Here is a 24,053-nt window from a genome sequence, read left to right as displayed (position 1 = left end):
GGGGCTCCAGGTCCGCCGTCAGCGGCGGTCCGGACTGCGTCACACGGGTAACGCACCACGTAGTTCTGCGGTGACGCTACCGCGCTCCCCAGTTCCGTGTCCCGGGGACCCCGCTCCGTTGCTGTCACTCATAGTAAGCCTAAGGGTACGGAGAGTGGCTAGGGGTCTCGCGGTCCCAATTGGAGAGTACGGGCGTCGGGTTGACGTACCCAGGCCTCAGACGATCGAACCGTCGACGAAGCACCAACGCCAGCTCTCGCCCGGTTCGAACGTTCTCATCACCGTGTGTCCGGTGTCCTTGAAGTGCTCCGTCGCGTGCCGGAAGGGCGAGGAGTCGCAGCAGCCCACATGGCCGCAGTCCAGACAGAGCCGCAGTTGCACCGGGTGACTGCCGACCGCGAGGCACTCCAGGCAGGTCTCGCTCAGGGGTGCGGGCTCAGGGTGCGGCAGCGTTGCGACGTGCGGGCACTCGTTCATGATTGCCAGGTTACGACGGGAACACGTGTCGCGGAGGCCTGACCGATGGACGTACTGCCCCTGGTGGCACTGATCGCGGCGAGCGCCGCGGTGGCCGGAGCCGCGCGCTGGACGCCGGTGCCCGCGCCGCTGCTGCTCGTCGCGGTGGGTCTCGTGGCCGCGTATGTGCCCGGGGTCCCGGACTACCACCTGGACCCGCACATCGTGCTGCCGCTGATCCTGCCGCCCTTGCTGCACACCGCGGCCCTGGAGAGTTCGTACCTCGATCTGCGCGCCAACATCAGACCCGTGGCGCTGCTCTCGGTCGGGTACACGCTGTTCGCGACCCTCGCCGTCGGCTATCTCGCGTATCTGCTGATCCCCGATCTGCCGCTGACCGCCGCACTGGTCCTCGGTGCGGTGATCGCGCCGCCGGACGCGGTGGCGGCGACGGCCGTCGCGCGGAAGGTGGGGCTGCCGTCACGGATCACCACGATCCTGCAGGGCGAGTCGCTGGTGAACGACGCGACGGCGATCACCGCCTACAAGGTCGCCCTCGCGGCGGCGGTCGGCGAGGGCGCGAGCTGGGCGGGCGGGATCCAGGAGTTCCTGGTCGCCTCGGTCGGCGGGGTCGGCGTCGGGCTCGTCCTCATGGTGCCGCTCCACTGGCTGCGCAGGCACATGAAGGAGGCGATGCTGCAGAACACCCTCTCCTTGTTGATCCCCTTCGTCGCGTACGCCGCCGCCGAGCAGGTCGGTGCCTCCGGAGTGCTCGCCGTGGTCGTCGTCGCCCTGTTCCTCGGGCACCGCTCCTGGGAGGTCGACTTCGAGACGCGGCTCCAGGAGGCCGCAGTGTGGAAGGTGGTCGCGTTCATCCTGGAGTCGGCGGTTTTCGCGCTCATCGGCCTGCAACTGCCGGTCGTGCTCAAGGGGCTCGGCGAGTACAGCGGCATCCAGGCGGCCTGGTACGCCCTGGGGGTCTTCTTCCTGGTCGTCCTCGCGCGCTTCGTGTGGTCGTATCCGGCGACCTATCTGCCGCGGATGCTGTCGAAGCGCATCAAGGAGCGGGAGAGCGACATGGACTGGCGGCGTCCGCTGATCGTCAGCTGGGCCGGGATGCGCGGAGTGGTGTCGCTGGCGATCGCCTTCTCGATCCCGCTCGTCATGGACGACGGGGAGCCGTTCCCCGCGCGCAACCTCGTCCTGTTCCTGACCTTCACCACGGTGATCGGCACACTGGTCGTGCAGGGGCTCTCGCTGCCGTGGCTGATCCGGGTCCTGAAGCTGCCGGGGCGTGACGCGCAGGCGGAGACACTCGCGGAGGCGCAGGCGCAGAACGCCGCCTCGCAGGCCGCGGAGCAGCGGGTGGACGAACTCATGCAGGACGAGCGCAACTGCCTCCCACAGCCCCTTCAGGACCGTCTGCGCACCGTCCTGGAGCGGCGCCGCAACTCCGTGTGGGAGCGGCTCGGGCAGCCCAACCCCGTGACGGGGGAGTCGGCCGACGACACCTACCGCCGACTCACCAGGGAAGCGATCGCCGCGGAGCGCGAGGTGTTCGTGAAGATGCGGGACGAGCGGCGCATCGACGACGAGATGATGCGGACGCTGCTGCGGAAGCTGGACCTGGAGGAGGCGGCGGCCTATCGCGAGGTCGAGGACTGATCCGCGGCGGTCGCCGGCTCCGTCGCGGTGATCACTGCCGTGACCACGGAGCCGGGAGGGAAAGCGCCCTCTTCTGAGAGAGCCGTCAGCGCGTAGAGGAGCTTGGCCACGTAGACGCGCTCCACGGGGAGGCCGTGCCGGTCCTCGAAGTCGTCCGCGAACGCGGTCAGTTCGGGGGAGGCGCGGGCGTAGCCGCCGCAGTGGAAGCGCTCGTCCAGGTGCCAGTTGGCGGTGGGGGCGCCGAAGGTCCGCTCCTGCAGCGCCCGTATCTCCGGGCCGAGGAAGCCGCCCTTGAGCACCGGTATGCCGAGCGCGCGCTGGTCCGGGGCGAGGCCCGCGGCCATGCCGGCCAGGGTGCCGCCGGTGCCGCAGGCCACGGCCGCCGTGTGGGTGCGCCCGCGCAGTTCCTCGCCCAGGGCCGTGCAGCCCCGCACGGCCAGGGAGTTGCTGCCCCCTTCGGGGATGACGTAGGGGTCCTCGGCGCCTGCCGTGCGCAGGAGAGCGGCAAGGACCTCGGGGTCGGTCTTCCTGCGGTACGTCGTCCGGTCGACGAAGTGCAGGCGCATCCCGTCGGCCGCGCATCGCGTCAGCGACGGGTTCAGGGGGCGGCCTGCGAGTTCGTCGCCGCGGACGATGCCGATGGTGCGCAGGCCAAGGAGGCGGCCCGCCGCGGCGGTCGCCCTGAGGTGGTTGGAGTAGGCGCCGCCGAAGGTCAGCAGGGCCGTGTGCCCCGCCGCGACGGCGGCGTCCAGGTTCAGGAAGAGCTTGCGGTACTTGTTGCCGGGGAGGTCCGGGTGGATCAGGTCGTCCCGCTTGAGCGTGAGGGTGACGCCGTGCCGCGCGAACCGGTCGTCCCTGAGCTCCTGGAGCGGGGACGGGAGCCGGGGGCGCGGGGTGGTCGGCGGGGTGGTGCTCACCCCGCCATTCTGCCCGGCACCGGGCCGGCGGGCACGGCCACGGCCATGGCCCTGGTCCGCCGACGTGAGATGCTCCTGGTGCCGAAGGCGTCGCTCCCGGGCGTTGGACCTACTTGAGGCGTTCCCCGATGCGGTCCCGCATCCAGTCCATGGTGAAGCCCTTGGGGTCGGTCTTGCCCGGCTGCCATTCGAGGTGGCCGATCACCGAGCGCTCCGTCCAGCCGTGGTGACGGCAGATGGCCGCGGAAACCCTCTCGATGGCCGCCAGCTGCTCATCGGGCCACGGGTCCTCGCCGTCGCCGAGGTTCTCGCACTCGAAGCCGTAGAAGTGGCGGTTTCCGTCGGTGTTCGCCTCGTTGTCCGGCGGGAGCCTCTTCTCGGCGATGACCGCGCGCAGGACGTCGTCGTCGCCCAGGCCCGCGTGGTTGGCGCGGCCGTACCCGACGAGGTGGACGCGGCCGTCCTTGGTGATGACACCGTGGCAGAGCGGGCCGGGCAGCGAGGCGTACCCGTCCCGGCAGATCTCCACCGTGCGCTCGCTGCCCGACGTGACCGTGTGGTGGATCACCACGCCGTGCACGGGCCCCCACGGCCCCTTGTGGTTGCGGTTGTGGTGGGTCCAGTCACCGACTTCGACGACCGTCGCCCCTTCGTCCCTGAGTACGTCGAGGAACCTGCTCGCGGACATGGGTGGGGCCATGGCGGACTCCTTTGCGGAGCACGACGGCCGCCGATCGCGGACCGCCTTGTATGTCCGCTTTTACCGGAACCACGGTGCCCGGACCAGCTGTTCGGACGTATTCCGTTGCTGTTCGGGCACCGTGCGAGCCGATTTGGTCAGCCGCGGTGGTCGCCGCTGTGCGGGAACGCGTCGCCGTTCGTCGCGATGTGTGCCTCCACTGCCTGCAGGGCCTGCTGTGTGGCCTGAGGGGTTCCCGTGCCGTGCTGCTGCGCGTAATACGCGGCGCCCAGCTTTTTCAGGAGGTCGCCGCCTGTGCGCTGCGCCTGGACCTCGTCGATCTTCTGCTTGCCCTGAGTGAGTCCGCGCTGCGCCTGTTCCTTGGCGCGATCCAGGAAGCCTGCCATTGCCGTCTCCTACGAATTGGTGCGGAATGGTGCTGATCGGTGCAAATCTGTACGAAGAGTATCGGCCGTTGTGTCCTGTTCAACGGATGCACGGATCTTGGAGTTCCCCGCCCCCGGCGGCCCCGTTCCTGGTACGCGGGTGAGTGCCCCGTATCGCCCGATCTATTCCCGCTCGTTTGTGTAATGGCGCCCGCACTCGCCGTGCTGGAAGGGTTGTCGGCGCAGATCAGCGCTTGATCGGGAGGGCATTGCCAATGTCGGTAGGCGAAGAGGTCCGTGCGGAACGGTCCGAGCCGCAGCAGAGCTTGGGTACATCGGCCGCGCGGAATCTGGCCACCACCACCAAGTCCGCGCCGCAGATGCAGGAGATCAGCTCGCGCTGGCTCCTGCGGACGCTGCCGTGGGTGCAGGTGCAGGGCGGTACGTACCGGGTGAACCGGAGGCTGAGTTACTCGGTCGGCGACGGCCGGGTGACGTTCGTGAAGACCGGGGACCGGGTGCAGGTCATCCCGGCGGAGCTCGGTGAGCTGCCGGTCCTGCGGGACTACGAGGACATCGAGGTGTTGGGGGAGCTGGCCGGACGCTGCCAGCAGCGGGAGTTCGCCGCGGGGTCGGTCATCACTTCCTTCGGCAGCCAGGCCGACGAGGTGTTCCTGCTCGCGCACGGCAGGGTCGAGAAGATCGGCACCGGTCCGTACGGCGACGACACGGTCCTCGGGTCGCTCGCCGACGGTGCGTACTTCGGCGAGCAGGCACTGCTCGACCCGGAGGCCATCTGGGAGTACACGACGCGCGCGGTGACCGCGTGCACCGTGCTCACCCTGCCCCGCCAGGACCTGGAGCAGGTGGCCGAGCGCACGGACTCGCTGCGTGAGCATCTGCGGCGGCTGCGGTCCATCCCGGCCCAGCGGACCAACAAGTTCGGCGAGGCGCCCATCGACCTCTCCTCGGGACACATCGGCGAGGCCGTGCTCCCGGGCACGTACGTGGACTACGAATCGGCGCCGCGAGAGTACGAACTGAGCGTCGCCCAGACCGTGCTGCGCGTCCACACGCGCGTGGCCGATCTCTACAATCAGCCGATGAACCAGACCGAGCAGCAGCTGCGGCTCACGGTCGAGGCGCTCAAGGAGCGCCAGGAACACGAGCTGATCAACAACCGCGAGTTCGGCCTGCTCAACAACTGCGAGTACGAGCAGCGGCTGCAGCCGCACGACGGCGTGCCGAGCCCGGACGACATGGACGAACTGCTCAGCCGCAGGCGGGGTTCGAAGCTCTTCCTGGCCCACCCGCGCGCCATCTCCGCGTTCGGCCGTGAGCTCAACAAGCGCGGCCTCGTGCCGGAGACCATCGATATGGGCGGCCACCGCATCCCCACCTGGCGCGGGGTGCCGATCTACCCGTGCAACAAGATCCCGGTCACCGAGGCCCGCACCACCTCGATCATCTGCATGCGTACGGGCGAGGAGGAGCAGGGCGTCGTCGGCCTGCACCAGACCGGTATCCCGGACGAGATCGAGCCGAGCCTGTCCGTGCGCTTCATGGGGATCAGCGAGCAGGCGATCATCTCGTACCTGGTGTCGACCTACTACTCCGCGGCGGTCCTGGTGCCGGACGCGCTGGGCGTGCTGGAGAACGTCGAGATCGGCCGCTGGCGATGAGGCCGTGTCTGCGGGCGCGCCGCCGGGTACACCCCTTCCGTACGCGCCCGCAGGCCCAGGAACCGCCACCGTCCGCATCCTCCCCGGGGTGAGTCCATGACGGACACGACGACGGACATGACGGAGAAGCCCGAAGAGTACGAAGAGCGCGAAGGGCACGCGGGGCACGATGCGCCCGAAGCGGCGGAGATCCTGGCGGCGGCGCGGCTGCGCGTCGACCCGGAGCTGCGCCGGGCGATCGACTCGCTGCCCGGAGCGATGCGCCGCATCGCGCTCTACCACTTCGGCTGGGAACACGCGGACGGCACACCGGCGGCCGGGCACGCGGGCAAGGCGATCAGGCCCGCGCTCGTGCTCGCCGCGGTGCGGGCGCTCGGCGGGGACGAGGCCCTGGCCGTCCGGGCCGCGACAGCGGTCGAGCTGACCCACAACTTCACCCTGCTGCACGACGACGTCATCGACGGGGACACCACCCGCAGGCACCGGCCCACCGCATGGACCGTGTTCGGCGAAGCCGACGCCATCCTGGCCGGTGACGCGCTCCAGGCGCTGGCGCAGCGGCTGCTCGCCGAGGACCCGCACCCCGGGGCCCCGGCGGCGGCCGCCCGGCTGGCCTCCTGCGTGGTGGAGCTCTGCGCGGGCCAGCACGCCGACGCCGCGCTGGAGAGGCGCGGCCCCGACGAGGTCACGCTCGACGAGTGCCTCGCCATGGCCGAGGCCAAGACGGGGGCGCTGCTGGGCTGTGCCTGCGCGCTGGGGGCGCTGTACGCGGGGGCGGGGCGGAGGGAGGTGGAGGCGCTCGACGGGTTCGGCCGTGAGGCGGGGCTCGCCTTCCAGCTCATCGACGACCTGATCGGCATCTGGGGCGACCCGGGGCACACGGGCAAACCGGCCCGTGCCGATCTCGTGGCCCGCAAGAAGTCCCTGCCGGTGGTCGCGGCCCTGGCCTCCGGCACCCCGGCCGCCGCCGAACTGGCCGAGCTGTACGGACGCCCGTCGGCCGACGGCGACCTGGACCGCATGGCGCAGGCCGTCGAGGCGGCGGGCGGCCGGGACTGGGCGCTGCTGCACGCGGGCGACCGGATGTCCCGCGCGATCAACCAGCTCGCCGGCGCGGTGCCGGTGCCGGAGGCCGCGGGGAGTCTGCTGACGCTCGCGGAGTTCGTCACGCGGCGCACGCACTGAGCGTAGGGAGGCACACGCATCTGCCGTACGGCGGTGTACGTCAGCACACGGTGGCGTACGGCTGCCCGCGGAGAAGGGACCAGCCCGGCAAGACGGGCCGGACGGGCCGGACGGGCCGGACAAGACGTCGAACACGAGCGGTGAGCCCCGCATCCTGCCGAGATCCGGTCAGGGTGCGGGGCTCGCCGGTGTGCCGGGGCCCGATCGCCTAGGCTGCAACCGAAGCAACCGGTGGGGCGTTACACGCAGTTGAGCGTGGGCGAGGGGCAAAGGGGCGGGCTGTGGGCGTAGTCATCCGGAGGGCCGGGGAGAGCGACAGGGCGGACCTGGTCCGGCTGCTCGACGAGGCGTTCCGGGACGACCCGGTGAGCAGCTGGGTCTTCCCCGACGCGGAGTACCGCCGCCGCAGGCACGGCGCGCTGATGGACGGTTTCCTCGACCTCGCGCTGAGCGAGGGCTACGTCGACATCACGGAGGACGGCTCGGCCGTCGCCCTGTGGTGGTCCGTCCCCGCCGGCGCGGACGAGGACGCGGAGGAAGGGCCAGCGCAGTTGCGCGAGGCCGTGGACCCGGGCAACGCGCGGATCGAGGAGATCGCCCGGCTGACCGGCGAGGCGCACCCGACCGAACGGCCCCACCAGTACCTGCACATGATCGGCGTGAGCCCGGAGCGGCAGGGCGAGGGGCTCGGCTCGGCGCTGATCGGCGCCGTACTCGAACGCTGTGACCGGGAAGGGCTGCACGCCTATCTGGAGGCGAGCAGCAGCCGCAGTCGCGCGCTCTACTCGCGGCTCGGATTCCGGTTCATCGGTAACGCCATAAACCTTCCGGACGGCCCGCAGTTGTGGCCGATGTGGCGGGAGCCCGAACCTTCCGGCACGGACGGTGGCGACACCGGCCGATTCGCATAAAGTCGTCCAAGCACCGCTGTGTTGTCCATGGACACAACGAAGGGGGGGACGAGCTCCATGTCCCACGAAGTGACCCGTCAGGTGTCCGGCGCCACGTCCCGCGAGCGACTTCTGGCGGAGGCATTCGTGGGGGTGGCTGATTCGTTGACCGAGGATTTCGATGTAGCCGAGTTCTTGCAGAGCCTGGCCGTGCGCTGCGTGGAACTCCTCGGCGTCTCGGTCGCGGGCGTCCTGCTGGCGGATCCCGAGGACGAGTTGCAGCTCGTCGCGGCGTCCGGCGAGCACGCATGGGTGCTCGATCTGTTCGCACTGCAGCGGGAACAGGGACCGTGCCTGGACTGCTACCGCTCCGGTGTCGCACACGTGAACATCGCGCTCAACGGCCTTGAGGCGACCACCACCTGGCCGCGGTTCGCGACGTGCGCCAGGGATGCCGGTTACGCGATGACGCAGGTACTGCCCCTGCGCCAGGGAGATCAGACGCTCGGCACGCTGAATCTCTTCCAGGCGAAGCCGCAGGTGATGGGCCCCGACGAGATCGCGCTCGCCCAGGCCCTCGCGGACGTCGCCACGATCGCGATACTGCAGCGGCGTTCCCTGGAGCAGAGTGAGGTGGAGCGCGGCCAGCTGCAGGAGGCGCTCACCAGCCGGATCGACATCGAGCAGGCAAAAGGCGTGCTCGCCGAGCGCTGGAAGTGCACGGTCGACGAGGCGTTCGGGGCGCTGCGGCGCCACGCGCGCGCGAACCGCCTGCGGCTCGCGGAGTGCGCGCGGCAGGTGGTGGCGGGGGAGCTCGACACGGAGGGAATCCGCCGGGGGTGACGTGGCGGTTCCCGCCCCTCGGCGCTCGGTCTTCTCCCTGCGAAGTCTGGGGCCCGCCGGATTCAAGAAGAAGTAATTCCGAGTCAGGAGCCCCCCTTGCGAAAGCTCGTGTATCTCGTCGCCGTGTCGATCGACGGCTTCATCAGCGACCGGAGTGGCGGCATGGAATCCCTCATGTCGCATGTGGACGAGGAGTTCCTGACGTTCCTCGGGACGGAATACCCGGAGACGCTGCCGACCGGAGTTCGCCGGGCCCTGGGTCTCGCAGACGTGGAGAACAAGCATTTCGACACGGTCGTCCAGGGCAGGGGCAGCTACCGCCTCGCCCTGGACGCCGGCGTCACGAGTCCGTACGGGCATCTGCGGGAGTACGTGGCGTCCGCCACCCTCGAAAAGTCGCCCGACCCGAATGTCGAGATCATCTCCGACGACGTGATCGGGAGGATCCGCGAACTCAAGCGGGAGGTCAGCGAGTTCGACATCTGGCTGTGCGGCGGCGCGAGGATCGCGGGGGAGCTGCGGGACGAGATCGACGAGCTGGTCATCAAGACGTACCCGCTGCTCCTCGGGACCGGCATGCCGATGTTCGACCTGGGGGCGGGCGTGGGTGCGGGCGCGGAGGCGGAGCCGGTGGTCAGTGAGTTCGCGTTCGACGCGTCCCGGGCCTTCGGGAACGGCATCGTCGTACGGACGTACCGCAGGAAGCGCTGACGGCCGGGCTTTCCGGGCGGGGCGACCCGTCCTACCTTGGACGTATGGGCAGCGATGGGAGCCGTTCCGGCCCCCGCCCGCGGAGCGAGCCGGTGTGCGCGAGCTGCGGACGGCCTGTCGGTACGGCCATCAAGCGACGCAAGATCCTCGGCGCGTACGTCCCTGTGTGGGGCCCCGGGCCATGCCACAACCCGGGGTGCGACGCGTGCGTGGACGAGCCCGAGCCTGAACCCGAGGATCGAGTGGGCGCCCTTTCGTGCGCCTCCATTGTTCTATTAGGATGCGAACAATGGAGGTTTTCATGGCAATGGCTGCTCGCTCATCCCGTCGTGACTCCCGTGGCGCGCGTGAGGCCCGTGGTGCCGGTGGCGCCCGCGTCGCGCTGCTCATCGCGCTGCCCTTCGTGCTCGGGCTCGTCGCCGACCTGGCGGTGTACGCGACCGTCCGTGATCAACTGCCCGACCGGCTGGCCCGGCACTTCGGTGCCGACGGCGAGGCGGACGGTTATGTCGGGCACGGTGGGTTCCTCGTGATGCTGGTCGGGGTGTTCGTCGTGCTCGGCGCGGCGGGCGTCCTGTTCGTCCTGCGCAGCGACCTCGCTGCCTACCGGCGCGGGTTCCGAGGGCTGCTCGCCGGCGCGTTCGCGACCGCCGCGTTCCTGGCCTGGCCGATGGGCGCGAGCCTCGTCGCCAACCGTGGCACCGCCGACGGCGCCACGGCGGTGTTCCCCCTGTGGCACCTCGCCGTCGCGGTCGCCGTCGCCGGGCTCGCGGCGGGCGCGGGCGCCGGACTCGCGCGGTTCGTGCCGCTGCCCGATGTGCGGGCGCCGCTCGGCACGGCGGGGCAGGGAGCCGCCGACCGGCTCGACCTGGGGCGGGACGAGGTCGCCGGGTGGGTGCGGCGGACGGGCTCCTGGGTGCTGAGCGGGACGGGCATCGCGCTGGCGGTGGCGGGCATCGTCACCCTGTGGCTGCTGGACGACGGCTGGCTGACGCCGCTGTCCCTGTTCGTCCCCGGGCTCCTGATCGCCGCCTTCGCGCGGGCCTGCGTCACCGTGGACCGGCGGGGCCTCACGGTCTCGCCGGGGATGGTGCCGTGGCCGCGCATCCGGCTGCCCCTGGACCGCATCGAGCGTGCGGACGCGCGGCAGATCAACGCCTTCGCGGATTACGGGGGCTGGGGCTACCGGATCGTCCCCGGGCGCTCCGGTGTCATCATGCGGTCGGGCGAGGCGCTGGTGGTCCGGCGGGCGAACGGCAAGGACTTCGCCGTCACGGTCGAGGACTCCGCGACGGCCGCCGCGCTCCTCAACACCCTGGTGGAGCGGGCGGGCCACGCGGACCACACCGGCCAGGCGGACCGCATGAACCGCACGGACGACGGGCGGCGTTGACAGCATGCTGTTCCGGATCGATGCGACATCGTCGGTGCCTCTCGCCGACCAGATCGCCGCGTGCGCGCGCCGCGCGGTCGTCGACGGCTCCGCGCGGCCGGATGAACGGCTGCCCGCCGCACGCACGCTCGCCGACTCCCTCGGGGTCAACGTCCATACGGTGCTGCGCGGTTACCAGCAGTTGCGTGATGAGGGCCTGATCGAGCTCCGGCGGGGCCGCGGGGCGATCGTCGTGGACGGCGCCGCGGCGCAGGCCCGCGCCCAACTCGGCCAGCGGGTGCGGGCGTTCGTCGCCGACGCGCTGGAGCTCGGCCTCTCGGAGGACGAGGTGCGTTCCCTGGTGGACACGGCACTGAGGGCGTGACGACCGAGCGGCCCCTCAACCGGACTGACTGACGCGGGGTGTTGAGGGTCCGACGCGAGACGGGATGTATGGTCCGACGGTTCCGGTACGTGAGTCACCTGGGGAGGGGACGGACCGATGGGGCTGTGGGGGCCGACGCGGAGTGCGATGACCCGGTGGACTGTCGCGGGGCTGGTGGTCGTGGGGCTCGCGGGATGCGGGTCCGGGGCGACAGGGGGAGGCTCGGGAGATCCCGGCATCCCCTCCGTGAAGGAGGCCAAGGACATACCTGAACTGCCCCTCGACCGCTACGAGTTCAGCCATCGCGACAGCCGCCGCCATACCGAGGCGCAGGCGCGCATGACGCAGCGCTGCATGCGGAAGCTCGGCTTCGAGGACTTCCCCCTCTATCCCGGGCAGCAGAAGATGGCTTCGTCGTACTCGCTGATCGCCGTGGCGATGACGTCGTATCCGTACGGGCAGCTCGACCTCGACAGCGCCCGCCGCTGGGGCTACGGCTGGGACCCGAAGCGGTCCTTCACCGATCCCGCGCGACCGAAGGGCCGCGCCATGACGGATGACGAGTACGAGGCGATGCACGAAATGAGCCGGAAGCCCGGAGAGAGAGGCGGGTGCGTGAGCAGCGGCGCCGATCGTCTCAGCGAAGGCGTGCGGAACAAGACGCGCATGTGGACGTACGCGTCCGAGCGGAGCCAGGCCGTGGACAAGGCGGTGATCAAGGACGAGCAGGTGCGCAAGGCCCTCGCCACTTGGTCCGCGTGCCTGGAGAGCAAAGGGATCAAGCACTACAAGACCCCGGAGGACGCGTTCCGGGACAAGGCGTGGAGCCGGGGGAACGACCACGGCGGCAACACCGGCCGGACGGAGAAGGAGCGGGCCACGGCAACCGCCGACGTCGAGTGCAAGCGCGAGCACAACACGGCCGGTGTGTGGTGGGCGGTGCGCGAGGAGAAGCAGCGCGCGGATGTGGCCCGCCACAAGGACGTGTACGACGCGGTGCGCGCGGACCAGGAACGGTTGCGGGCCAACGTGAAGCAAGTGCTCGCCGAGAAGTAGCGGGGACCGGCGGGGCAGCCGCCGCTTGAGGAGTGGCCCATGGACAGCCCACACCCGACTCACGCGAAACAGGGGACATCTGCATCATGGGCTCATGGACATGACCGAGCTGGATCAGCTTCCTCCGGCTGTCGACACCGGGCGGCTGCTCGCCCTCGCCGACGGCCATCACGCACGCACCGCACGGCCTCTGGGGGTCCGGGAGGCCGGCGGGCACCTCGTGAAGACGTACGCCGTCGAGGCGCCCGGACGGAAGGTGACCGCGCGGGCCGAGGAGTCCGCGCTCGCGATCGCAGGGGCGTACTTGGGCCTCGGTGGCGCCCGTGGGTCGGCAGGGCTCGCCGTGCTGATCGTGCACGCGGGCGGTGACGGGGACTACGTCCTCGTGCACAGCTGGATCGAGGGCTACATGTCCGACCTCGCCGTCTTCGTCGGACCCGTCGACGACCCCGGTGAGCTGCGGCCGGGCCGAGCGGGGCTCGCGCCCTGCGTGTGGGAGGCCGCCGTGCTCGCGCATGAGCGGGACGCCTACGTCCGGCACGTGCTCGACGGGAGCGGGACCCTCCCCGAGCGGCTCACCGCGTGGGGCCAGGACGTCATCGAGGGGGACCTGCGATGACGTACGACGCGCCCCTCGTGCGCCACGCCCGCCCCGCCGACCTCCCCCGCATCGTGGAACTCGTCGCCGAGCACGCCGCGTACGAGAAGGGCACCCCGCCCGCCCCCGGTCTGGAACAGCGTCTGCACGCCCTCCTCTTCGAGGTGCCGGACCCGCGTCTGCGCTGCTTGGTGGCCGAGCTGCCCGGCGGCGAGGTCGTCGGCTACGCCACCTGCGCGCCGGAGATCTCCACCTGGGACGGCGCCGAGTACCTCCACATGGACTGCCTCTTCCTGCGGGACGGTCACCGGGGCCTCGGCCTCGGCGAGCGCCTGACGGACGCGGTGGCGGAACAGGCCCGTGCCCTGGGCCTCACCGAGGTCCAGTGGCAGACGCCCGCGTGGAACGAGGGCGCGATCCGCTTCTACGGCCGCATCGGCGCCGAAGCCAAGGAGAAGCTGCGTTTCGCCTGGCCGGTGACGCCGGTGACGCCGGTGACGCCGGTGACGCCCGTGACGCCCGCACAGCCGGAGCCGCTTCCGTTCGACGCCGTGCTCTGCGACCTCGACGGCGTGATCCGCTTCTACGACATGTCGGGTCTTGAGGAGATGGAGCGCGCCGCCGGTCTTCCCCACGGCAGCACCACCGAGATCGCCTTCGCGCCCGAGACCGACATGCCACTGATGCTCGGGCACAGCGGCAAGAAGGAGTGGGTGGAGGCCATCGCGCACGGCCTCGCGGACCGGGTGCCCCACGAGCGCGGGCACGCCCTGGGTACCGCCCTCGCCGAGGCCGGTTTCTCCGCCGACGCCACCGTGGTGGACCTGCTCAGGCGGGCCCGCGCGCACCTGCATGTGGCGCTCGTGACGAACGCGACCCCCTGGCTCGACCAGGACCTGGCCGAGCTCGGCATCGCCGACCTGGCGCACACCGTGGTCAGCAGCGCGGACGTCGGCATCGTCAAGCCCGACCGCCGGATCTACGAGATCGCCGTGGAGCGCACGGGGGTCCCCGCCGAGCGCTGCCTGTTCGTGGACGACCGCAAGGAGAACGTGGACGCCGCCGTCGCGCTCGGCATGGCGGGGCTGCACTACACCGGGCCCGACGACCTCCGTGCGGCGCTGGCCCCGCTGCTCGGCCGGGACTGACCCCGGACCCCCGGCGCCCCGGGGGTCCCGACGGGGCTCACCGCACCGTCCACCGCCCGCCCAGCATCAGCTCCCGGCCCTCCAGCTCATCGGCCTCGCGCCAGGCCTGGAGCCGCTGCGGAGTGATGCGGAAGTAGGTGTACAGGGTGGTGAGCTTGGTCGGGTCGAAGCCCGTCTTCTCGGCGAAGGCGTCAGCGACCTCGCGGGTCAACTCGTCCTCGCCCAGGGCGCGTACGGCCCCTTCGATGAGCACGACGTCGCGGGTCGGACCGACGCCGACCCGCGCCTTGCCGGCCGCCCGGAGGTTGCGGCCGGTGACGCTGGCGTCCGGTGTGGCCACGAGCAGGCTCTCGCCGTCCCAGAGGAAGGACAGGGGGATCAGATACGGGGTTCCGCTGTCCGCGTCGGCCGTGGCCACCCAGGCGTCGACGTCGTGGGTGAGGCGGTGCAGGGTGTCGCGCTTGCGCTGCTCGGGCGTGCGGGGGCCTGCCGTCTCCGCGTTCATTACTGTTTCCTCCAAGTGCGCTGGCACGGTGCGTCACTTCCATGACGTATCGCGACGAGGGAATGTGACAGATGGACCAGAATGAAGCAGCGGTCGACCGGAAAGCAGCCATAAGCGGGAAAGTGGCCGTGGAGCAGGGTGAGGCGCTGGCCGCCCGCTTCGAGGAGCACCGGCCGCATCTCAAGGCTGTCGCCTATCGCATGCTCGGTTCGCTCAACGAGACCGAGGACGCCGTCCAGGAGTCCTGGATCCGGCTCAGCCGCTCCGACATCAGCGAGGTGGCGAACCTGGGGGGCTGGCTGACCACGGTCGTCGGCCGGATCTGCCTCGACATGCTGCGTACGCGGCAGTCGCGGCGCGAGGACTCCCTGTCGCTCGCCCTCGACACGCATGTGCCGGACCCGGTGGTGAGCTGGGGAGACGTGGTCGACCCCGAGCAGGAGGTGCTGCTCGCCGACTCGGTCGGCCTCGCGCTGCTCGTCGTCCTTGAGACGCTGGCGCCCGCCGAACGCCTTGCCTTCGTGCTGCACGACATGTTCGCCGTGCCCTTCGACGAGGTCGCCCCGATCGTGGAGCGCACCCCTGCCGCGACCCGGCAGCTCGCGAGCCGGGCCCGCCGCCGGGTGCAGGACTCCGCGCCCACGCCCGACAACGACCCCGTACGTCAGCGCGAGGTCGTCGGCGCGTTCCTCGCGGCGGCGCGGGGCGGCGACTTCGACGCGCTGCTCGAACTGCTCGACCCGGATGTGGTGTTGCGGGCCGACACCGGCGAACTCGCCTCCGGGCTCTCGAAGTTGGTGCGGGGCGCGTCGGTGGTGGCCGGGCAGGCGGCGATGTTCTCGAAGGGGGCGCCGACCACCGAGCTGGCGTTCATCAACGGCCGTGTCGGCGCGGTCGGAGTGCCGGACGGCGAGGTCGTCTCGGTCATGGAGTTCACGATCGCGGGCGGCAGGATCGTCGAACTCAACATCCTCGTCGACCCCGCCCGCGTGCGCGCACTCAACCTGCCCGCGTTCCGGCGCTGACCGGGATCCGGCGCCGGACAAGGTCCCGGCGCCGGACCGGGAATCAGCGCCGGACACCCGCCACCTCCCGCAGGTACTCCTTGCGGCAGAGCGGATTGCGGTCGGTCCGCGGCCGGTCGGGGGCCTCGCCCCGGACCGGCTGGTACCGCTCGAAGGCGGACTCCAGCTCGCCCTCGCCGCGCGTCAGCGAGGGCAGCAGCTGCTCAAGCTCGTGCACGCGGGCCGCGGGGATCTCGCCCTCGACGACGTACGAGGCCCCGCGCGCCGTCTGGGTGTGCGGGACCGCCCGCAGCCGTGAGAGCGCGGGCAGGAGCTGCCCGAACACGTCGTCCGGCACGCTGAGCCGGAAGCGGTGCAGCGGCTCGTGCACCTGGGTGCCCGCCCGCCGCAGCGCGCTCAGGAGGACCAGCGGGGTCAGCTGCCGGAAGTCCCCGGCCGTGCTCGACATGCTCTTGTCGAAGGTGCCGTGCGCGTGGCTCTGCCGGGGCCAGTACCCGGAGTGCGTCATGGTGACGACGCAGTCGCTGACCTCCCACCCGTGCACCCCCTGGTGGAGGGCCTCGCGCACGGTCTCCTCGACGGCGCGGAAGAACGCGTACGGCATCGAACCGAGCTCGATCTCCAGGCGGAACTCCACGCCGGAACCGGGCGGGCCGGGATCGACGCGCAGCCCGACGGTGGCCAGGAAGGGGTTGTCGTCCTTGTCGATGATCTCGAAGGCGGACCCGCTGCCGGTCACGCGCTCCACGCAGATGGTCGTGGTCTCGCGGAAATCGACGTCGATTCCGTACTCGTCGAGGAGGGTCGCCTGGATGACCTCCTTCTGGACCTCGCCGTACAGCGACACGTACACCTCCTGGCGGAGGTCGTCCTGCCGCAGGTCGATCAGCGGGTCCTGCTCGGCGAGCTGGGCGAGCGCGAGATGCAGCACGCCCTTGTCGCCGGGGCGGGTGGGGACGACGACGGTCTCCAGGGTGGGCGGCGCGAAGTGGTGCCGGCCGGCGCCGCCCACCCCGTCCTCGTGCGGTACGCCGACGACATCGCCGATCCGGATGTCGCCGAGCCCCCACAGTTTCCCGATCTGCCCCGCGGTGACTCCCTCGCGCGGGGTTGCGGACCCGCGGTCGAAGACGCTCACCGCGGTGACCTTGCCCTCGCGCCCGCCGCCGAAAGGCAGCCGGTCGCGCGTGCGGACCGTCCCCGCGAACATCCGTACGTAGGCGATCTTCTCCCCGGCGTCCCCGCGCTCGACCTTGAAGACGGTGCCGGACGCCGGTTCGCCGGCGAGCGGGGCGCCGTCCTCGGAGGGCAGCAACTCCCGGATGCCCGCGATGAGTTCCGTGACGCCCGCGCCGGTGGCGGCCGAACCGAAGTACACCGGGTGTACCAGCGCCTGCTGGGTCTGCGTCGCGAGTTCGGCGCGGAGCCGCCGGTAGGGGAGCTCCGTCTCGTCGTCGACGTACGCGGAGAGCAGCGCGTCGTCGTGCGCGGCCAGTACGTCGACGAGGCGGGCGGTGTAGGAGGGATCACCGCTGTCGAAGGGCACGAAGGCCGCGTCGCGACCGCCGAGGCCGCGGGCCGCCCCCATGGGCACGATGTCCGGGACGAGCCGCTCGGAGATGTCGCGCAGCAGATCCTCGTGGCGTGCGCCGCGGCGGTCGATCTTGTTCACGAAGACGAGCGTGGGGATGCGGAGCCGCCGCAGTGTCCGCATGAGCACACGGGTCTGCGCCTGGACGCCCTCGACCGCGGAGACGACGAGTACGGCGCCGTCGAGCACGCTCAGCACCCGTTCGACCTCGGCGATGAAGTCCGGGTGGCCGGGGGTGTCGATGAGATTGACGGTGACGTCGTCGACGGCGAAGGAGACGACGGCGGATTTGATCGTGATCCCGCGCTGCCGTTCCAGGGCCAGTGAATCGGTCTGGGTGTTGCCCGCATCGACGCGACCGATCTCGTCGATGACACCGGCGGCGTGCAGCAGCCGCTCGGTCAGGCTGGTCTTGCCGGCGTCAACATGCGCCAGGATCCCCAGGTTCAGGGTGGTGGACGTGCTCGACGTATGCACTGAGTGTCATGTCCTCTGGGTTGATGGCGATTCCCTTCTGGCTGGACATGAACCAACGGCGCATTGCGTCTCCTTGACGGGTCTGGGTGTAGGCAGAGTGCAACAGGGGACGGTGTGCGGCGGCAACTGATTTATCGGGCGGCGGGACGGCACGGCGGGCCCTAGCCTCCTGCCATGCTCACCTCCGCACTCGCGTTCGCGGGCGTCGCCGCGATCATCAACGTCACGCCGGGCCTGGACACGCTCCTGGTCCTGCGCACCTCCGTGGCGCACGGCCGTGACGGTGGTCTCGCCGCCGCGCTCGGCATCCTCACCGGCTGCCTGGCCTGGGGTGCGGCGACGGCGATCGGCCTGACGGCACTCCTGACGGCGTCCCGTTTCGCGTACGACGCCCTGCGCATCGGGGGCGCCGTCTACCTGGCGTGGCTGGGAGGCACGGCGCTGTGGCGGGCCCGCCGCCGGGCGGGGGAGGGGGCGGCGGAGGCGCAGGACGGGGAAGCGGCCTCGCCCGTCACTCCCCGCAACCGCTGGGCCGCCTTCCGCGCCGGCCTCGGCACGAATCTGCTCAACCCCAAGGCCGGGCTGTTCTACATGAGCCTGATCCCGCAGTTCATCCCGGCGGGCGCCCCCGTCTTCAGCGCGACTCTGCTGCTCACGGCCATCGACGTGGCCGAGCTCGCGCTCTGGTACTGGCTCGTCACCCACGCGGCTTCCGCGCTGGGCGAGCGCATCCGCCGGCCGGCGTTCCGGCGCCGCCTGGAGCAGTTCAGCGGGGTGGCGTTCCTGGGCTTCGCCGCGAACCTGGCGCTGCACGATCGGGCCTGATGCGGGATTCTTGAAGGGAGGAAGTGAGAGCCATGAGGGTCATGTTGAGAGCGCGTCTGGACACACAGATCTCGAACGAGGCGATCAAGAACGGCACACTGCCGAAGATCATGCAGTCGGTGACGGAACAGCTCAAACCGGAAGCCGCGTACTTCGGGCCCGGCGACGGCGGCCGGACCGCCACCTTCGTCTTCGACATGGAGGACAGCTCGCAGATGCCGTCCATCGCCGAGCCGTTCTTCCTGGAGCTCGGCGCGGAGATCGAGATCTCCCCGGTGATGAACGCGGAGGACCTGCACAAGGGCCTCGCGGCCCTGCAGGGCTGACGCGACGCAACGCAGAGAGCACCCGGCTCCGCGCGGATGCCGGGTGCTCTCGTGTGCGCTCTGCGACAGAGGCTGACCGGTGGGTCAGGCCTTCTTGGTCTCCCAGAAGATCTTGTCGATCTGGGCGATGTAGTCCAGCGCCTTCTGGCCCGTGGCCGGGTCCGACGAGCCCTTGGCGGCCGAGAGGGCCTTCAGGGTGTCGTTGACCAGCTGGTGCAGCTCCGGGTACTTCTCGAAGTGCGGGGGCTTGAAGTAGTCGCTCCAGAGCACCGACACGTGGTGCTTGGCGAGCTCCGCGCGCTGCTCCTTGATGCCGATGGCGCGCGTCTGGAACTGCGCGTCGTCGTTGGCGGCCATCTTCTCCTGGACGGCCTTGACCGACTCCGCCTCGATGCGGGCCTGGGCCGGGTCGTACACGCCGCAGGGGAGGTCGCAGTGGGCGCTGACCTTTACCTTGGGGGCAAACAGGCGGGAAAGCATGCAGCGGTCCTTCCTCGTGATCGTCTTCTCAGGTGGGACATTACTCCGTGAGAGGCGGCTTTTCGCGAGTGCCCCCATGGGCTTAGGACAAAAGTCCAGGGTCAGACTGGGACTCGTGGAGGATAGGACCGGGGAGGTGCGGTGATGCCGGAGCTGTCGCAGGAGAGCGAACGGAGAAGGGCCATCTTGCCGTTGGGCGCGGCCGAGGTGACCGGCCCTTCGATGGTGCCCACGCTGTACCACGGGGACCGTCTGGTGGTGCAGTGGGGCGCACGCGTCCGAGCGGGTGACGTGGTGGTGCTCCGCCATCCGTTCCAGCAGGACCTGTTGGTCGTCAAGCGCGCCGCCGGGCGGCGCGACGGTGGCTGGTGGGTGCTCGGGGACAACACGTACGCGGGCGGGGACAGCACGGACTACGGCACGGTGCCCGAGGAACTCGTCCTGGGGAAGGTGTGGTTCCGCTACCGCCCGCCCCGGTTCAGGTCCGGTCAGCGCTCGCCGTTCAGCCTGCTGCGCTGGGCCGTGTCGGCCGCGCGGCCGGTGCTGCCCGACCGCTCCGTCTCCAGGCGTTTGCGGGCGCGGTAGGCGGCGACATTGGCGCGGGTCGCACAGCGGTCCGAGCAGTAACGTCGGGAGCGGTTCGTCGACGTGTCGAGATAGGCGTTGCGGCAGGGCGCTGCCTCGCACAGGCCGAGACGGTCCACCCCGTGCTCGGTGAGGTGGAAGGCGAGGCCCATCGCGGCGATCGCGGCGTACCCCGAGGTCGCGTTCGACGGGTGGTCCGCCAGGTGCATGTGCCACAGCGGGTTGCCCTCGTCGTCCCGGTCGTCGTGGCCCGAGATCTGCGGGCTGACCGGGAACTCCATCAGGAGTGAGTTCAGCAGGTCGACCGCGAGGGTCTCGTCGCCGCCGTCGGCCGCCTCGAAGACCGACCTGAGCCTCGCCCGCACCGAGCGGAAGCGGGTGACGTCGGAGTCCGTGGCGCGACGAGCCGCCTGCGAACTGCCTCCGAACAGCTGACGGACCGCCTCGACCGACGTCAGCGTGTCCTTGTTGCGACCCGGCTCCTCGCTGTTGACCAGACGTACGGCGTAGTCCGAGTAATAGGCCAGTTCCACTTGTAGTCCTTACCGGGGCGGGCTATCTTCGTCAGGTGCGTGAGTAACAGTTGCGCGTGCTTCTAGGGTATTACGAGAGCGTATTACGTACGGGAGGGCTTCTCATGACGGAAACGGTGTCCGGGACCGACTGGCGTGGCTGGCAGGACAGCTGGGACCGGCAGCAGGAGTGGTACCTGCCCGACCGCGAGGAGCGGTTCCGGGTCATGCTGGACATGGTCGAGGCCGTCGTCGGCACCGAGCCGCGCGTCCTCGACCTCGCGTGCGGTACGGGGAGTATTACGGACCGGCTGCTCAAGAGGTTCCCGGACGCGGTCAGCACGGGCGTCGACCTCGACCCCGCGCTCCTCGCCATTGCCGAGGGCACCTTCGCCGGGGACGACCGCGTCACGTTCGTGACCGCCGACCTCAAGGACCCCGGGTGGACGGCGCAGCTCCCGTACGACTCCTATGACGCCGTCCTCACCGCCACCGCCCTGCACTGGCTGCACAGCGAGCCCCTCACCACCCTCTACGGCCAGATCGCGGGGCTCGTCAGGGACGGCGGCGTCTTCATGAACGCCGACCACATGCCCGACCCCGCGACGCCCCGCCTGAACGACGCCGACCGGGCCCAGCGGCATGCCCGCATGGACCGGGCGAAGGCCGAGGGTGCCCTGGACTGGCGTGACTGGTGGGAGCTGGCCGCCAAGGACCCGGTCCTCGCCGGGCCCACCGCCAAGCGCTTCGAGATCTACGGCGAGCACGCGGACGGCGACACCCCCTCGCCCGAGTGGCACGCACGGACCCTGCGCGACGCGGGCTTCGGCGAGGCCCGGACGGTGTGGTCCTCGCCGTCGGACGCGATGGTGCTCGGCCTGAAGTGACGCGGCGAGCAGCGCATACGCGAAGGGCGGTACGGATCCGGGATCCGTACCGCCCTTCGCGCGTAAGCAGGGTTCGCGCGACAGAGTTACAGCACCTTCGAGAGGAACGACTGCGTCCGCTCGTGCTGCGGGTTCGTCAGGACGTCACGCGGGTGGCCGGACTCGACCACCACGCCCTCGTCCATGAAGACGAGGCTGTCGCCGACCTCGCGCGCGAAGCCCATCTCGTGCGTCACGACGATCATCGTCATGCCGGACTCGGCGAGGTCGCGCATGACGTCGAGGACGTCACCGACCAGCTCCGGGTCGAGCGCCGACGTCGGCTCGTCGAAGAGCATCAGCTTCGGTTCCATCGCGAGCGCGCGGGCGATGGCCACGCGCTGCTGCTGTCCGCCCGAGAGCTGCGAGGGGTAGTTCTTCGCCTTGTCGGCGAGGCCCACCCGCTCCAGGAGCTGCCCGGCGCGGTCCCGCGCCGCCGACTTCGTCTCGCCCTTGACCTGGACCGGCGCCTCCATGACGTTTTCGAGCGCCGTCATGTGCGGGAACAGGTTGAAGCGCTGGAAGACCATGCCGATGTCCCGGCGCTTGAGGGCTACCTCGCTGTCCTTGAGCTCGTACAGCTTGTCGCCCTTCTGCCGGTAGCCGACCAGCTCGCCGTCCACGTACAGCCGCCCGGCGTTGATCTTCTCCAGGTGGTTGATGCAGCGCAGGAACGTCGACTTGCCGGAGCCGGACGGGCCGATGAGGCAGAAGACCTCGCCCGACTTGACCTCCAGGTCGATGCCCTTGAGGACCTCGACGTTGCCGAACGACTTGTGGACGCCTTCGGACTTCACCATGGCGGTCGTCATCAGTGACCAACTCCCGAGCGGTTGCCAAGGGACAACATATTGGCCTTGATCTTCTGGAACGGCGTGGTCGGCAGGGAGCGCGACGAACCGCGTGCGTAGTAACGCTCCAGGTAGAACTGGCCGACGCTGAGGATCGACGTCATGATCAGGTACCAGCACGCCGCGAGCAGCAGGGTCTCCACCGTCGCGCCGGACGACGTACCGATGTCCTGCGCGTACCGCAGGAGTTCGTAGTACTGGACGGCCGCGACCAGCGAGGTCGTCTTCAGCATGTTGATGACTTCGTTGCCCGTCGGCGGCACGACCACGCGCATCGCCTGAGGGAGCACGACCCGGCGCAGTGTCTTGCCGTGGCTCATGCCGAGCGCCTGGGACGCCTCGGTCTGGCCCTCGTCGACCGAGAGCAGACCGGCGCGGCAGATCTCCGCCATGTACGCGGCCTCGTTGAGACCCAGGCCGAGCAGCGCCGTCAGGAACGGCGTCATGAAGTCCGACCACTCGTCCTTGTAGACGGGGCCGAGGTTCACGTAGTCGAAGACGAAACCGAGGTTGAACCAGACGAAGAGCTGGACCAGGACCGGCGTGCCCCGGAAGAACCAGATGTAGAACCAGGCGATCGACGAGGTCACCGGGTTCCTCGACATGCGCATCACGGAGAGGATGACGCCGCCGACCACGCCGATGAGCATCGACAGGGCGGTCAGGATCAGGGTCTCGCGGACGCCCCGCAGGATGCGGTCGTCGAAGAAGTTGTCGGGGATCGCGTTCCAGTTGATGTCGCCCTGGGAGAACGCGTAGACGATCGCGGCGAAAGCGGCGATGGCGACGACCGCGGCGACGTACCGGCCGTAGTGCCGGACGGGGATGGCCTTGATGGCCTCAGGGTGGGAGGACGGGGGTGTGTCCTCCGGGCCCTTCTTGGAGATGTCGGTAGTCACGGGAGTGGCCTTTCAGCGGCGAGACGGGTGCGCGGTCACTTGCCGCCGTTGATCTTGGCTTCCTTGACCGCGCCGTCCTCGACGCCCCACTTCGAGATGATCTTGTCGTAGTCGCCGCTCTTGATGATCGCGTCGAGTGCGGCCTTGATCGCGTCACGCAGCTCGGGGTTCTTCTTGGAGATCGCGATGCCGTACGGAGCGGCCTCGACCTGCTCGCCGACGAGCTCGAAGTCCTTGCCGCCGCCCGAGGTCTTCACCGCGTACGCGGCGACCGGGAAGTCGGACGAGCCCGCGTCCGCGCCGCCGGAGCGCAGTCGGGTCTGGGCCTGCTGGTCGTTGTCGAAGGACTCGATGGCGATCTTCTTGCCGCCCTTGCACTTCTTCGACTCGGCCTTGGCCAGGTCGTGCGAGACGGTGCCGCGCTGGACGACGATCTTCTTGCCGCAGAGGTCGGCCCAGGTCTTGATGCCCTGGTCGTCGCCCTTCTTGGTGTAGATCGAGACGCCCGCCGTGAAGTAGTCGACGAAGTCGACGCCGGTGCCGATCTTCTTGCCGGTCTCCTCGTCGACGCCTTCCTGGCGGTTCTTGGTGTCGGTCATGGCCGACATCGCCAGGTCGTAGCGCTTGGAGCGGAGACCGCCGAGCAGGGTGTCGAAGGTGCCGTTGTCGAACTGGAACTCCACGCCGAGCTGCTTGCCCAGGGCGTCGCCGAGGTCGGGGTCGATGCCGACCGTCTTGCCGGACTTGTCCTTGAACTCGACGGGCGGGTACGCGATGTCCGAACCGACCTTGATGACACCGGCGTCCCGGATTTCCTTGGGGAGCTTGTCGGCGAGCGGAGCGTTGCTCACCTTCTCGCCGCCCTCGTCCTTGCTCTTGGTCTGGTCACCGCAACCGGTCAGCAGCAGCGCGCCGGCGACCGCGATCGCGCCGACCGTGGCCATCCGGGACTTCGCGGACTTACCGGCGGTGGTACGACAGATGGAGCGTGCGGTCATGAGGGTCCTCCGGCGGATGAGGGAGTTGCCGAGCGGTCGTGCACACACCTTCGGGTGTCGCGACCTCGTGTGATGACGGC

27 protein-coding genes are annotated in these 24,053 nt (G+C 70.1%); 16 read left to right on the top strand and 11 right to left on the bottom strand.

Going from position 1 to position 24,053, the window contains the following annotated elements; genetic code table 11:
• Positions 1-216 precede the first annotated feature (216 nt).
• Complete coding sequence (locus OG302_RS15130; protein WP_371527286.1) at positions 217-477, bottom strand: UBP-type zinc finger domain-containing protein; 261 nt, start codon at positions 475-477, stop codon at positions 217-219.
• 45 nt (positions 478-522) lie between these two features.
• Between OG302_RS15130 and OG302_RS15125 the strand changes: the two genes are divergently transcribed.
• The gene (locus OG302_RS15125; RefSeq protein ID WP_371527285.1) at positions 523-2,121 is read left to right on the top strand and encodes a Na+/H+ antiporter; all 1,599 of its coding nucleotides are present in this window, start codon (positions 523-525) and stop codon (positions 2,119-2,121) included.
• On the opposite strand, the gene OG302_RS15120 is transcribed toward OG302_RS15125, so the two are convergent.
• The 3 genes from OG302_RS15120 to OG302_RS15110 all read right to left on the bottom strand — a co-directional run bounded on the left by OG302_RS15120 (position 2,100) and on the right by OG302_RS15110 (position 4,124).
• Positions 2,100-3,038, bottom strand: coding sequence for a 1-aminocyclopropane-1-carboxylate deaminase/D-cysteine desulfhydrase (locus OG302_RS15120; RefSeq protein WP_371527284.1), 939 nt, complete (start codon positions 3,036-3,038; stop codon positions 2,100-2,102). The two genes, OG302_RS15125 and OG302_RS15120, sit on opposite strands and share 22 nt — an antisense overlap.
• A gap of 109 nt (positions 3,039-3,147) precedes the next feature.
• Entirely contained in the window at positions 3,148-3,738 is a 591-nt protein-coding gene (locus OG302_RS15115) for an N-acetylmuramoyl-L-alanine amidase (RefSeq protein WP_371527283.1), read from the bottom strand.
• Between the two features lie 137 nt (positions 3,739-3,875).
• On the bottom strand, positions 3,876-4,124 hold the full coding sequence (locus OG302_RS15110; RefSeq protein ID WP_371527282.1) for a hypothetical protein: 249 nt from the start codon (positions 4,122-4,124) through the stop codon (positions 3,876-3,878).
• Between the two features lie 254 nt (positions 4,125-4,378).
• On the opposite strand from OG302_RS15110, the gene OG302_RS15105 reads away from it, so the two are divergent.
• The 10 genes from OG302_RS15105 to OG302_RS15060 all read left to right on the top strand — a co-directional run bounded on the left by OG302_RS15105 (position 4,379) and on the right by OG302_RS15060 (position 13,973).
• Positions 4,379-5,785, top strand: a complete 1,407-nt coding sequence (locus OG302_RS15105) for a family 2B encapsulin nanocompartment shell protein (protein ID WP_371527281.1) — start codon at positions 4,379-4,381, stop codon at positions 5,783-5,785.
• A 96-nt stretch (positions 5,786-5,881) separates the two neighbouring features.
• Positions 5,882-6,970: a family 2 encapsulin nanocompartment cargo protein polyprenyl transferase gene (locus OG302_RS15100; RefSeq protein WP_371527280.1), complete on the top strand. Its 1,089-nt coding sequence runs from the start codon at positions 5,882-5,884 to the stop codon at positions 6,968-6,970.
• 281 nt (positions 6,971-7,251) lie between these two features.
• Complete coding sequence (locus tag OG302_RS15095; protein ID WP_371527279.1) at positions 7,252-7,881, top strand: GNAT family N-acetyltransferase; 630 nt, start codon at positions 7,252-7,254, stop codon at positions 7,879-7,881.
• A 57-nt stretch (positions 7,882-7,938) separates the two neighbouring features.
• Positions 7,939-8,703, top strand: a complete 765-nt coding sequence (locus OG302_RS15090; RefSeq protein ID WP_371527278.1) for an ANTAR domain-containing protein — start codon at positions 7,939-7,941, stop codon at positions 8,701-8,703.
• A gap of 96 nt (positions 8,704-8,799) precedes the next feature.
• A complete protein-coding gene (locus OG302_RS15085; RefSeq protein ID WP_371527277.1) occupies positions 8,800-9,414 on the top strand; it encodes a dihydrofolate reductase family protein in 615 nt (204 codons plus the stop codon).
• A 301-nt stretch (positions 9,415-9,715) separates the two neighbouring features.
• Positions 9,716-10,807, top strand: coding sequence for a DUF1648 domain-containing protein (locus OG302_RS15080; protein WP_371527276.1), 1,092 nt, complete (start codon positions 9,716-9,718; stop codon positions 10,805-10,807).
• A 4-nt stretch (positions 10,808-10,811) separates the two neighbouring features.
• Positions 10,812-11,171: a GntR family transcriptional regulator gene (locus OG302_RS15075; RefSeq protein WP_371527275.1), complete on the top strand. Its 360-nt coding sequence runs from the start codon at positions 10,812-10,814 to the stop codon at positions 11,169-11,171.
• A 147-nt stretch (positions 11,172-11,318) separates the two neighbouring features.
• Entirely contained in the window at positions 11,319-12,227 is a 909-nt protein-coding gene (locus tag OG302_RS15070; protein WP_371527274.1) for a hypothetical protein, read from the top strand.
• Between the two features lie 94 nt (positions 12,228-12,321).
• Entirely contained in the window at positions 12,322-12,846 is a 525-nt protein-coding gene (locus tag OG302_RS15065) for a hypothetical protein (RefSeq protein ID WP_371527273.1), read from the top strand.
• Complete coding sequence (locus OG302_RS15060; RefSeq protein ID WP_371527272.1) at positions 12,843-13,973, top strand: HAD-IA family hydrolase; 1,131 nt, start codon at positions 12,843-12,845, stop codon at positions 13,971-13,973. Before OG302_RS15065 ends, OG302_RS15060 begins: the two co-directional genes overlap by 4 nt.
• A gap of 37 nt (positions 13,974-14,010) precedes the next feature.
• Here OG302_RS15060 and OG302_RS15055 read toward each other — a convergent pair whose 3' ends face one another.
• Positions 14,011-14,478, bottom strand: a complete 468-nt coding sequence (locus OG302_RS15055) for a pyridoxamine 5'-phosphate oxidase family protein (protein WP_371527271.1) — start codon at positions 14,476-14,478, stop codon at positions 14,011-14,013.
• A gap of 71 nt (positions 14,479-14,549) precedes the next feature.
• Between OG302_RS15055 and OG302_RS15050 the strand changes: the two genes are divergently transcribed.
• Positions 14,550-15,503 carry a sigma-70 family RNA polymerase sigma factor gene (locus OG302_RS15050; RefSeq protein ID WP_371527270.1) on the top strand — a complete coding sequence of 318 codons (954 nt, stop codon included), beginning with the start codon at positions 14,550-14,552 and terminating at the stop codon, positions 15,501-15,503.
• A gap of 43 nt (positions 15,504-15,546) precedes the next feature.
• Here OG302_RS15050 and OG302_RS15045 read toward each other — a convergent pair whose 3' ends face one another.
• Entirely contained in the window at positions 15,547-17,571 is a 2,025-nt protein-coding gene (locus OG302_RS15045; RefSeq protein ID WP_371527269.1) for a GTP-binding protein, read from the bottom strand.
• A 174-nt stretch (positions 17,572-17,745) separates the two neighbouring features.
• Between OG302_RS15045 and OG302_RS15040 the strand changes: the two genes are divergently transcribed.
• Together OG302_RS15040 and OG302_RS15035 are read left to right on the top strand one after the other, a co-directional pair.
• Positions 17,746-18,396, top strand: a complete 651-nt coding sequence (locus OG302_RS15040; RefSeq protein ID WP_371527268.1) for a LysE family translocator — start codon at positions 17,746-17,748, stop codon at positions 18,394-18,396.
• A 32-nt stretch (positions 18,397-18,428) separates the two neighbouring features.
• Positions 18,429-18,722 (top strand): hypothetical protein, encoded by a 294-nt coding sequence (locus OG302_RS15035; protein WP_371527267.1) that lies wholly within the window; start codon positions 18,429-18,431, stop codon positions 18,720-18,722.
• Positions 18,723-18,806: 84 nt separating this feature from the next.
• Here the strand turns inward: OG302_RS15035 and sodN are convergent, their stop codons facing one another.
• Positions 18,807-19,202 carry a superoxide dismutase, Ni gene (gene sodN, locus OG302_RS15030; RefSeq protein ID WP_160507177.1) on the bottom strand — a complete coding sequence of 132 codons (396 nt, stop codon included), beginning with the start codon at positions 19,200-19,202 and terminating at the stop codon, positions 18,807-18,809.
• A 144-nt stretch (positions 19,203-19,346) separates the two neighbouring features.
• On the opposite strand from sodN, the gene sodX reads away from it, so the two are divergent.
• The gene (gene sodX / locus OG302_RS15025; RefSeq protein ID WP_371527266.1) at positions 19,347-19,787 is read left to right on the top strand and encodes a nickel-type superoxide dismutase maturation protease; all 441 of its coding nucleotides are present in this window, start codon (positions 19,347-19,349) and stop codon (positions 19,785-19,787) included.
• Here sodX and OG302_RS15020 read toward each other — a convergent pair.
• Positions 19,691-20,320: an ABATE domain-containing protein gene (locus tag OG302_RS15020; protein WP_371527265.1), complete on the bottom strand. Its 630-nt coding sequence runs from the start codon at positions 20,318-20,320 to the stop codon at positions 19,691-19,693. The two genes, sodX and OG302_RS15020, sit on opposite strands and share 97 nt — an antisense overlap.
• 104 nt (positions 20,321-20,424) lie before the next feature.
• On the opposite strand from OG302_RS15020, the gene OG302_RS15015 reads away from it, so the two are divergent.
• On the top strand, positions 20,425-21,186 hold the full coding sequence (locus tag OG302_RS15015) for a trans-aconitate 2-methyltransferase (RefSeq protein ID WP_371527264.1): 762 nt from the start codon (positions 20,425-20,427) through the stop codon (positions 21,184-21,186).
• Positions 21,187-21,272: 86 nt separating this feature from the next.
• Here OG302_RS15015 and OG302_RS15010 read toward each other — a convergent pair whose 3' ends face one another.
• From OG302_RS15010 to OG302_RS15000, 3 genes are read right to left on the bottom strand one after another with little or no spacing between them, the layout of a single operon-like run.
• Positions 21,273-22,037: an amino acid ABC transporter ATP-binding protein gene (locus tag OG302_RS15010; protein WP_361833487.1), complete on the bottom strand. Its 765-nt coding sequence runs from the start codon at positions 22,035-22,037 to the stop codon at positions 21,273-21,275.
• The gene (locus tag OG302_RS15005) at positions 22,037-22,975 is read right to left on the bottom strand and encodes an amino acid ABC transporter permease (protein WP_371527263.1); all 939 of its coding nucleotides are present in this window, start codon (positions 22,973-22,975) and stop codon (positions 22,037-22,039) included. Before OG302_RS15005 ends, OG302_RS15010 begins: the two co-directional genes overlap by 1 nt.
• Before the next feature lie 35 nt (positions 22,976-23,010).
• Complete coding sequence (locus OG302_RS15000; RefSeq protein ID WP_371527262.1) at positions 23,011-23,973, bottom strand: ABC transporter substrate-binding protein; 963 nt, start codon at positions 23,971-23,973, stop codon at positions 23,011-23,013.
• Positions 23,974-24,053 lie beyond the last annotated feature (80 nt).

This window comes from Streptomyces sp. NBC_01283 (assembly GCF_041435335.1).
Classification (GTDB): domain Bacteria; phylum Actinomycetota; class Actinomycetes; order Streptomycetales; family Streptomycetaceae; genus Streptomyces.
Note: the sequence above shows the minus strand (reverse complement) of the source record. Positions and strands in the feature narration are given on the sequence as shown.

Bases quoted from the DNA above. Each gene is read 5' to 3' on its own strand.
- OG302_RS15130 (WP_371527286.1), bottom strand. From the start codon at position 477: ATGAACGAGTGCCCGCACGTCGCAACGCTGCCGCACCCTGAGCCCGCA.
- OG302_RS15015 (WP_371527264.1), top strand. From the start codon at position 20,425: ATGACGGAAACGGTGTCCGGGACCGACTGGCGTGGCTGGCAGGACAGC.
- OG302_RS15000 (WP_371527262.1), bottom strand. From the start codon at position 23,973: ATGACCGCACGCTCCATCTGTCGTACCACCGCCGGTAAGTCCGCGAAG.
- OG302_RS15075 (WP_371527275.1), top strand. From the start codon at position 10,812: ATGCTGTTCCGGATCGATGCGACATCGTCGGTGCCTCTCGCCGACCAG.
- sodX (WP_371527266.1), top strand. From the start codon at position 19,347: ATGCCGGAGCTGTCGCAGGAGAGCGAACGGAGAAGGGCCATCTTGCCG.
- OG302_RS15090 (WP_371527278.1), top strand. From the start codon at position 7,939: ATGTCCCACGAAGTGACCCGTCAGGTGTCCGGCGCCACGTCCCGCGAG.
- OG302_RS15080 (WP_371527276.1), top strand. From the start codon at position 9,716: ATGGCAATGGCTGCTCGCTCATCCCGTCGTGACTCCCGTGGCGCGCGT.
- OG302_RS15050 (WP_371527270.1), top strand. From the start codon at position 14,550: ATGGACCAGAATGAAGCAGCGGTCGACCGGAAAGCAGCCATAAGCGGG.
- OG302_RS15105 (WP_371527281.1), top strand. From the start codon at position 4,379: ATGTCGGTAGGCGAAGAGGTCCGTGCGGAACGGTCCGAGCCGCAGCAG.
- OG302_RS15115 (WP_371527283.1), bottom strand. From the start codon at position 3,738: ATGGCCCCACCCATGTCCGCGAGCAGGTTCCTCGACGTACTCAGGGAC.
- OG302_RS15040 (WP_371527268.1), top strand. From the start codon at position 17,746: ATGCTCACCTCCGCACTCGCGTTCGCGGGCGTCGCCGCGATCATCAAC.
- OG302_RS15070 (WP_371527274.1), top strand. From the start codon at position 11,319: ATGACCCGGTGGACTGTCGCGGGGCTGGTGGTCGTGGGGCTCGCGGGA.
- sodN (WP_160507177.1), bottom strand. From the start codon at position 19,202: ATGCTTTCCCGCCTGTTTGCCCCCAAGGTAAAGGTCAGCGCCCACTGC.
- OG302_RS15060 (WP_371527272.1), top strand. From the start codon at position 12,843: ATGACGTACGACGCGCCCCTCGTGCGCCACGCCCGCCCCGCCGACCTC.
- OG302_RS15055 (WP_371527271.1), bottom strand. From the start codon at position 14,478: ATGAACGCGGAGACGGCAGGCCCCCGCACGCCCGAGCAGCGCAAGCGC.
- OG302_RS15100 (WP_371527280.1), top strand. From the start codon at position 5,882: ATGACGGACACGACGACGGACATGACGGAGAAGCCCGAAGAGTACGAA.
- OG302_RS15125 (WP_371527285.1), top strand. From the start codon at position 523: ATGGACGTACTGCCCCTGGTGGCACTGATCGCGGCGAGCGCCGCGGTG.
- OG302_RS15035 (WP_371527267.1), top strand. From the start codon at position 18,429: ATGAGGGTCATGTTGAGAGCGCGTCTGGACACACAGATCTCGAACGAG.
- OG302_RS15065 (WP_371527273.1), top strand. From the start codon at position 12,322: ATGGACATGACCGAGCTGGATCAGCTTCCTCCGGCTGTCGACACCGGG.
- OG302_RS15110 (WP_371527282.1), bottom strand. From the start codon at position 4,124: ATGGCAGGCTTCCTGGATCGCGCCAAGGAACAGGCGCAGCGCGGACTC.
- OG302_RS15010 (WP_361833487.1), bottom strand. From the start codon at position 22,037: ATGACGACCGCCATGGTGAAGTCCGAAGGCGTCCACAAGTCGTTCGGC.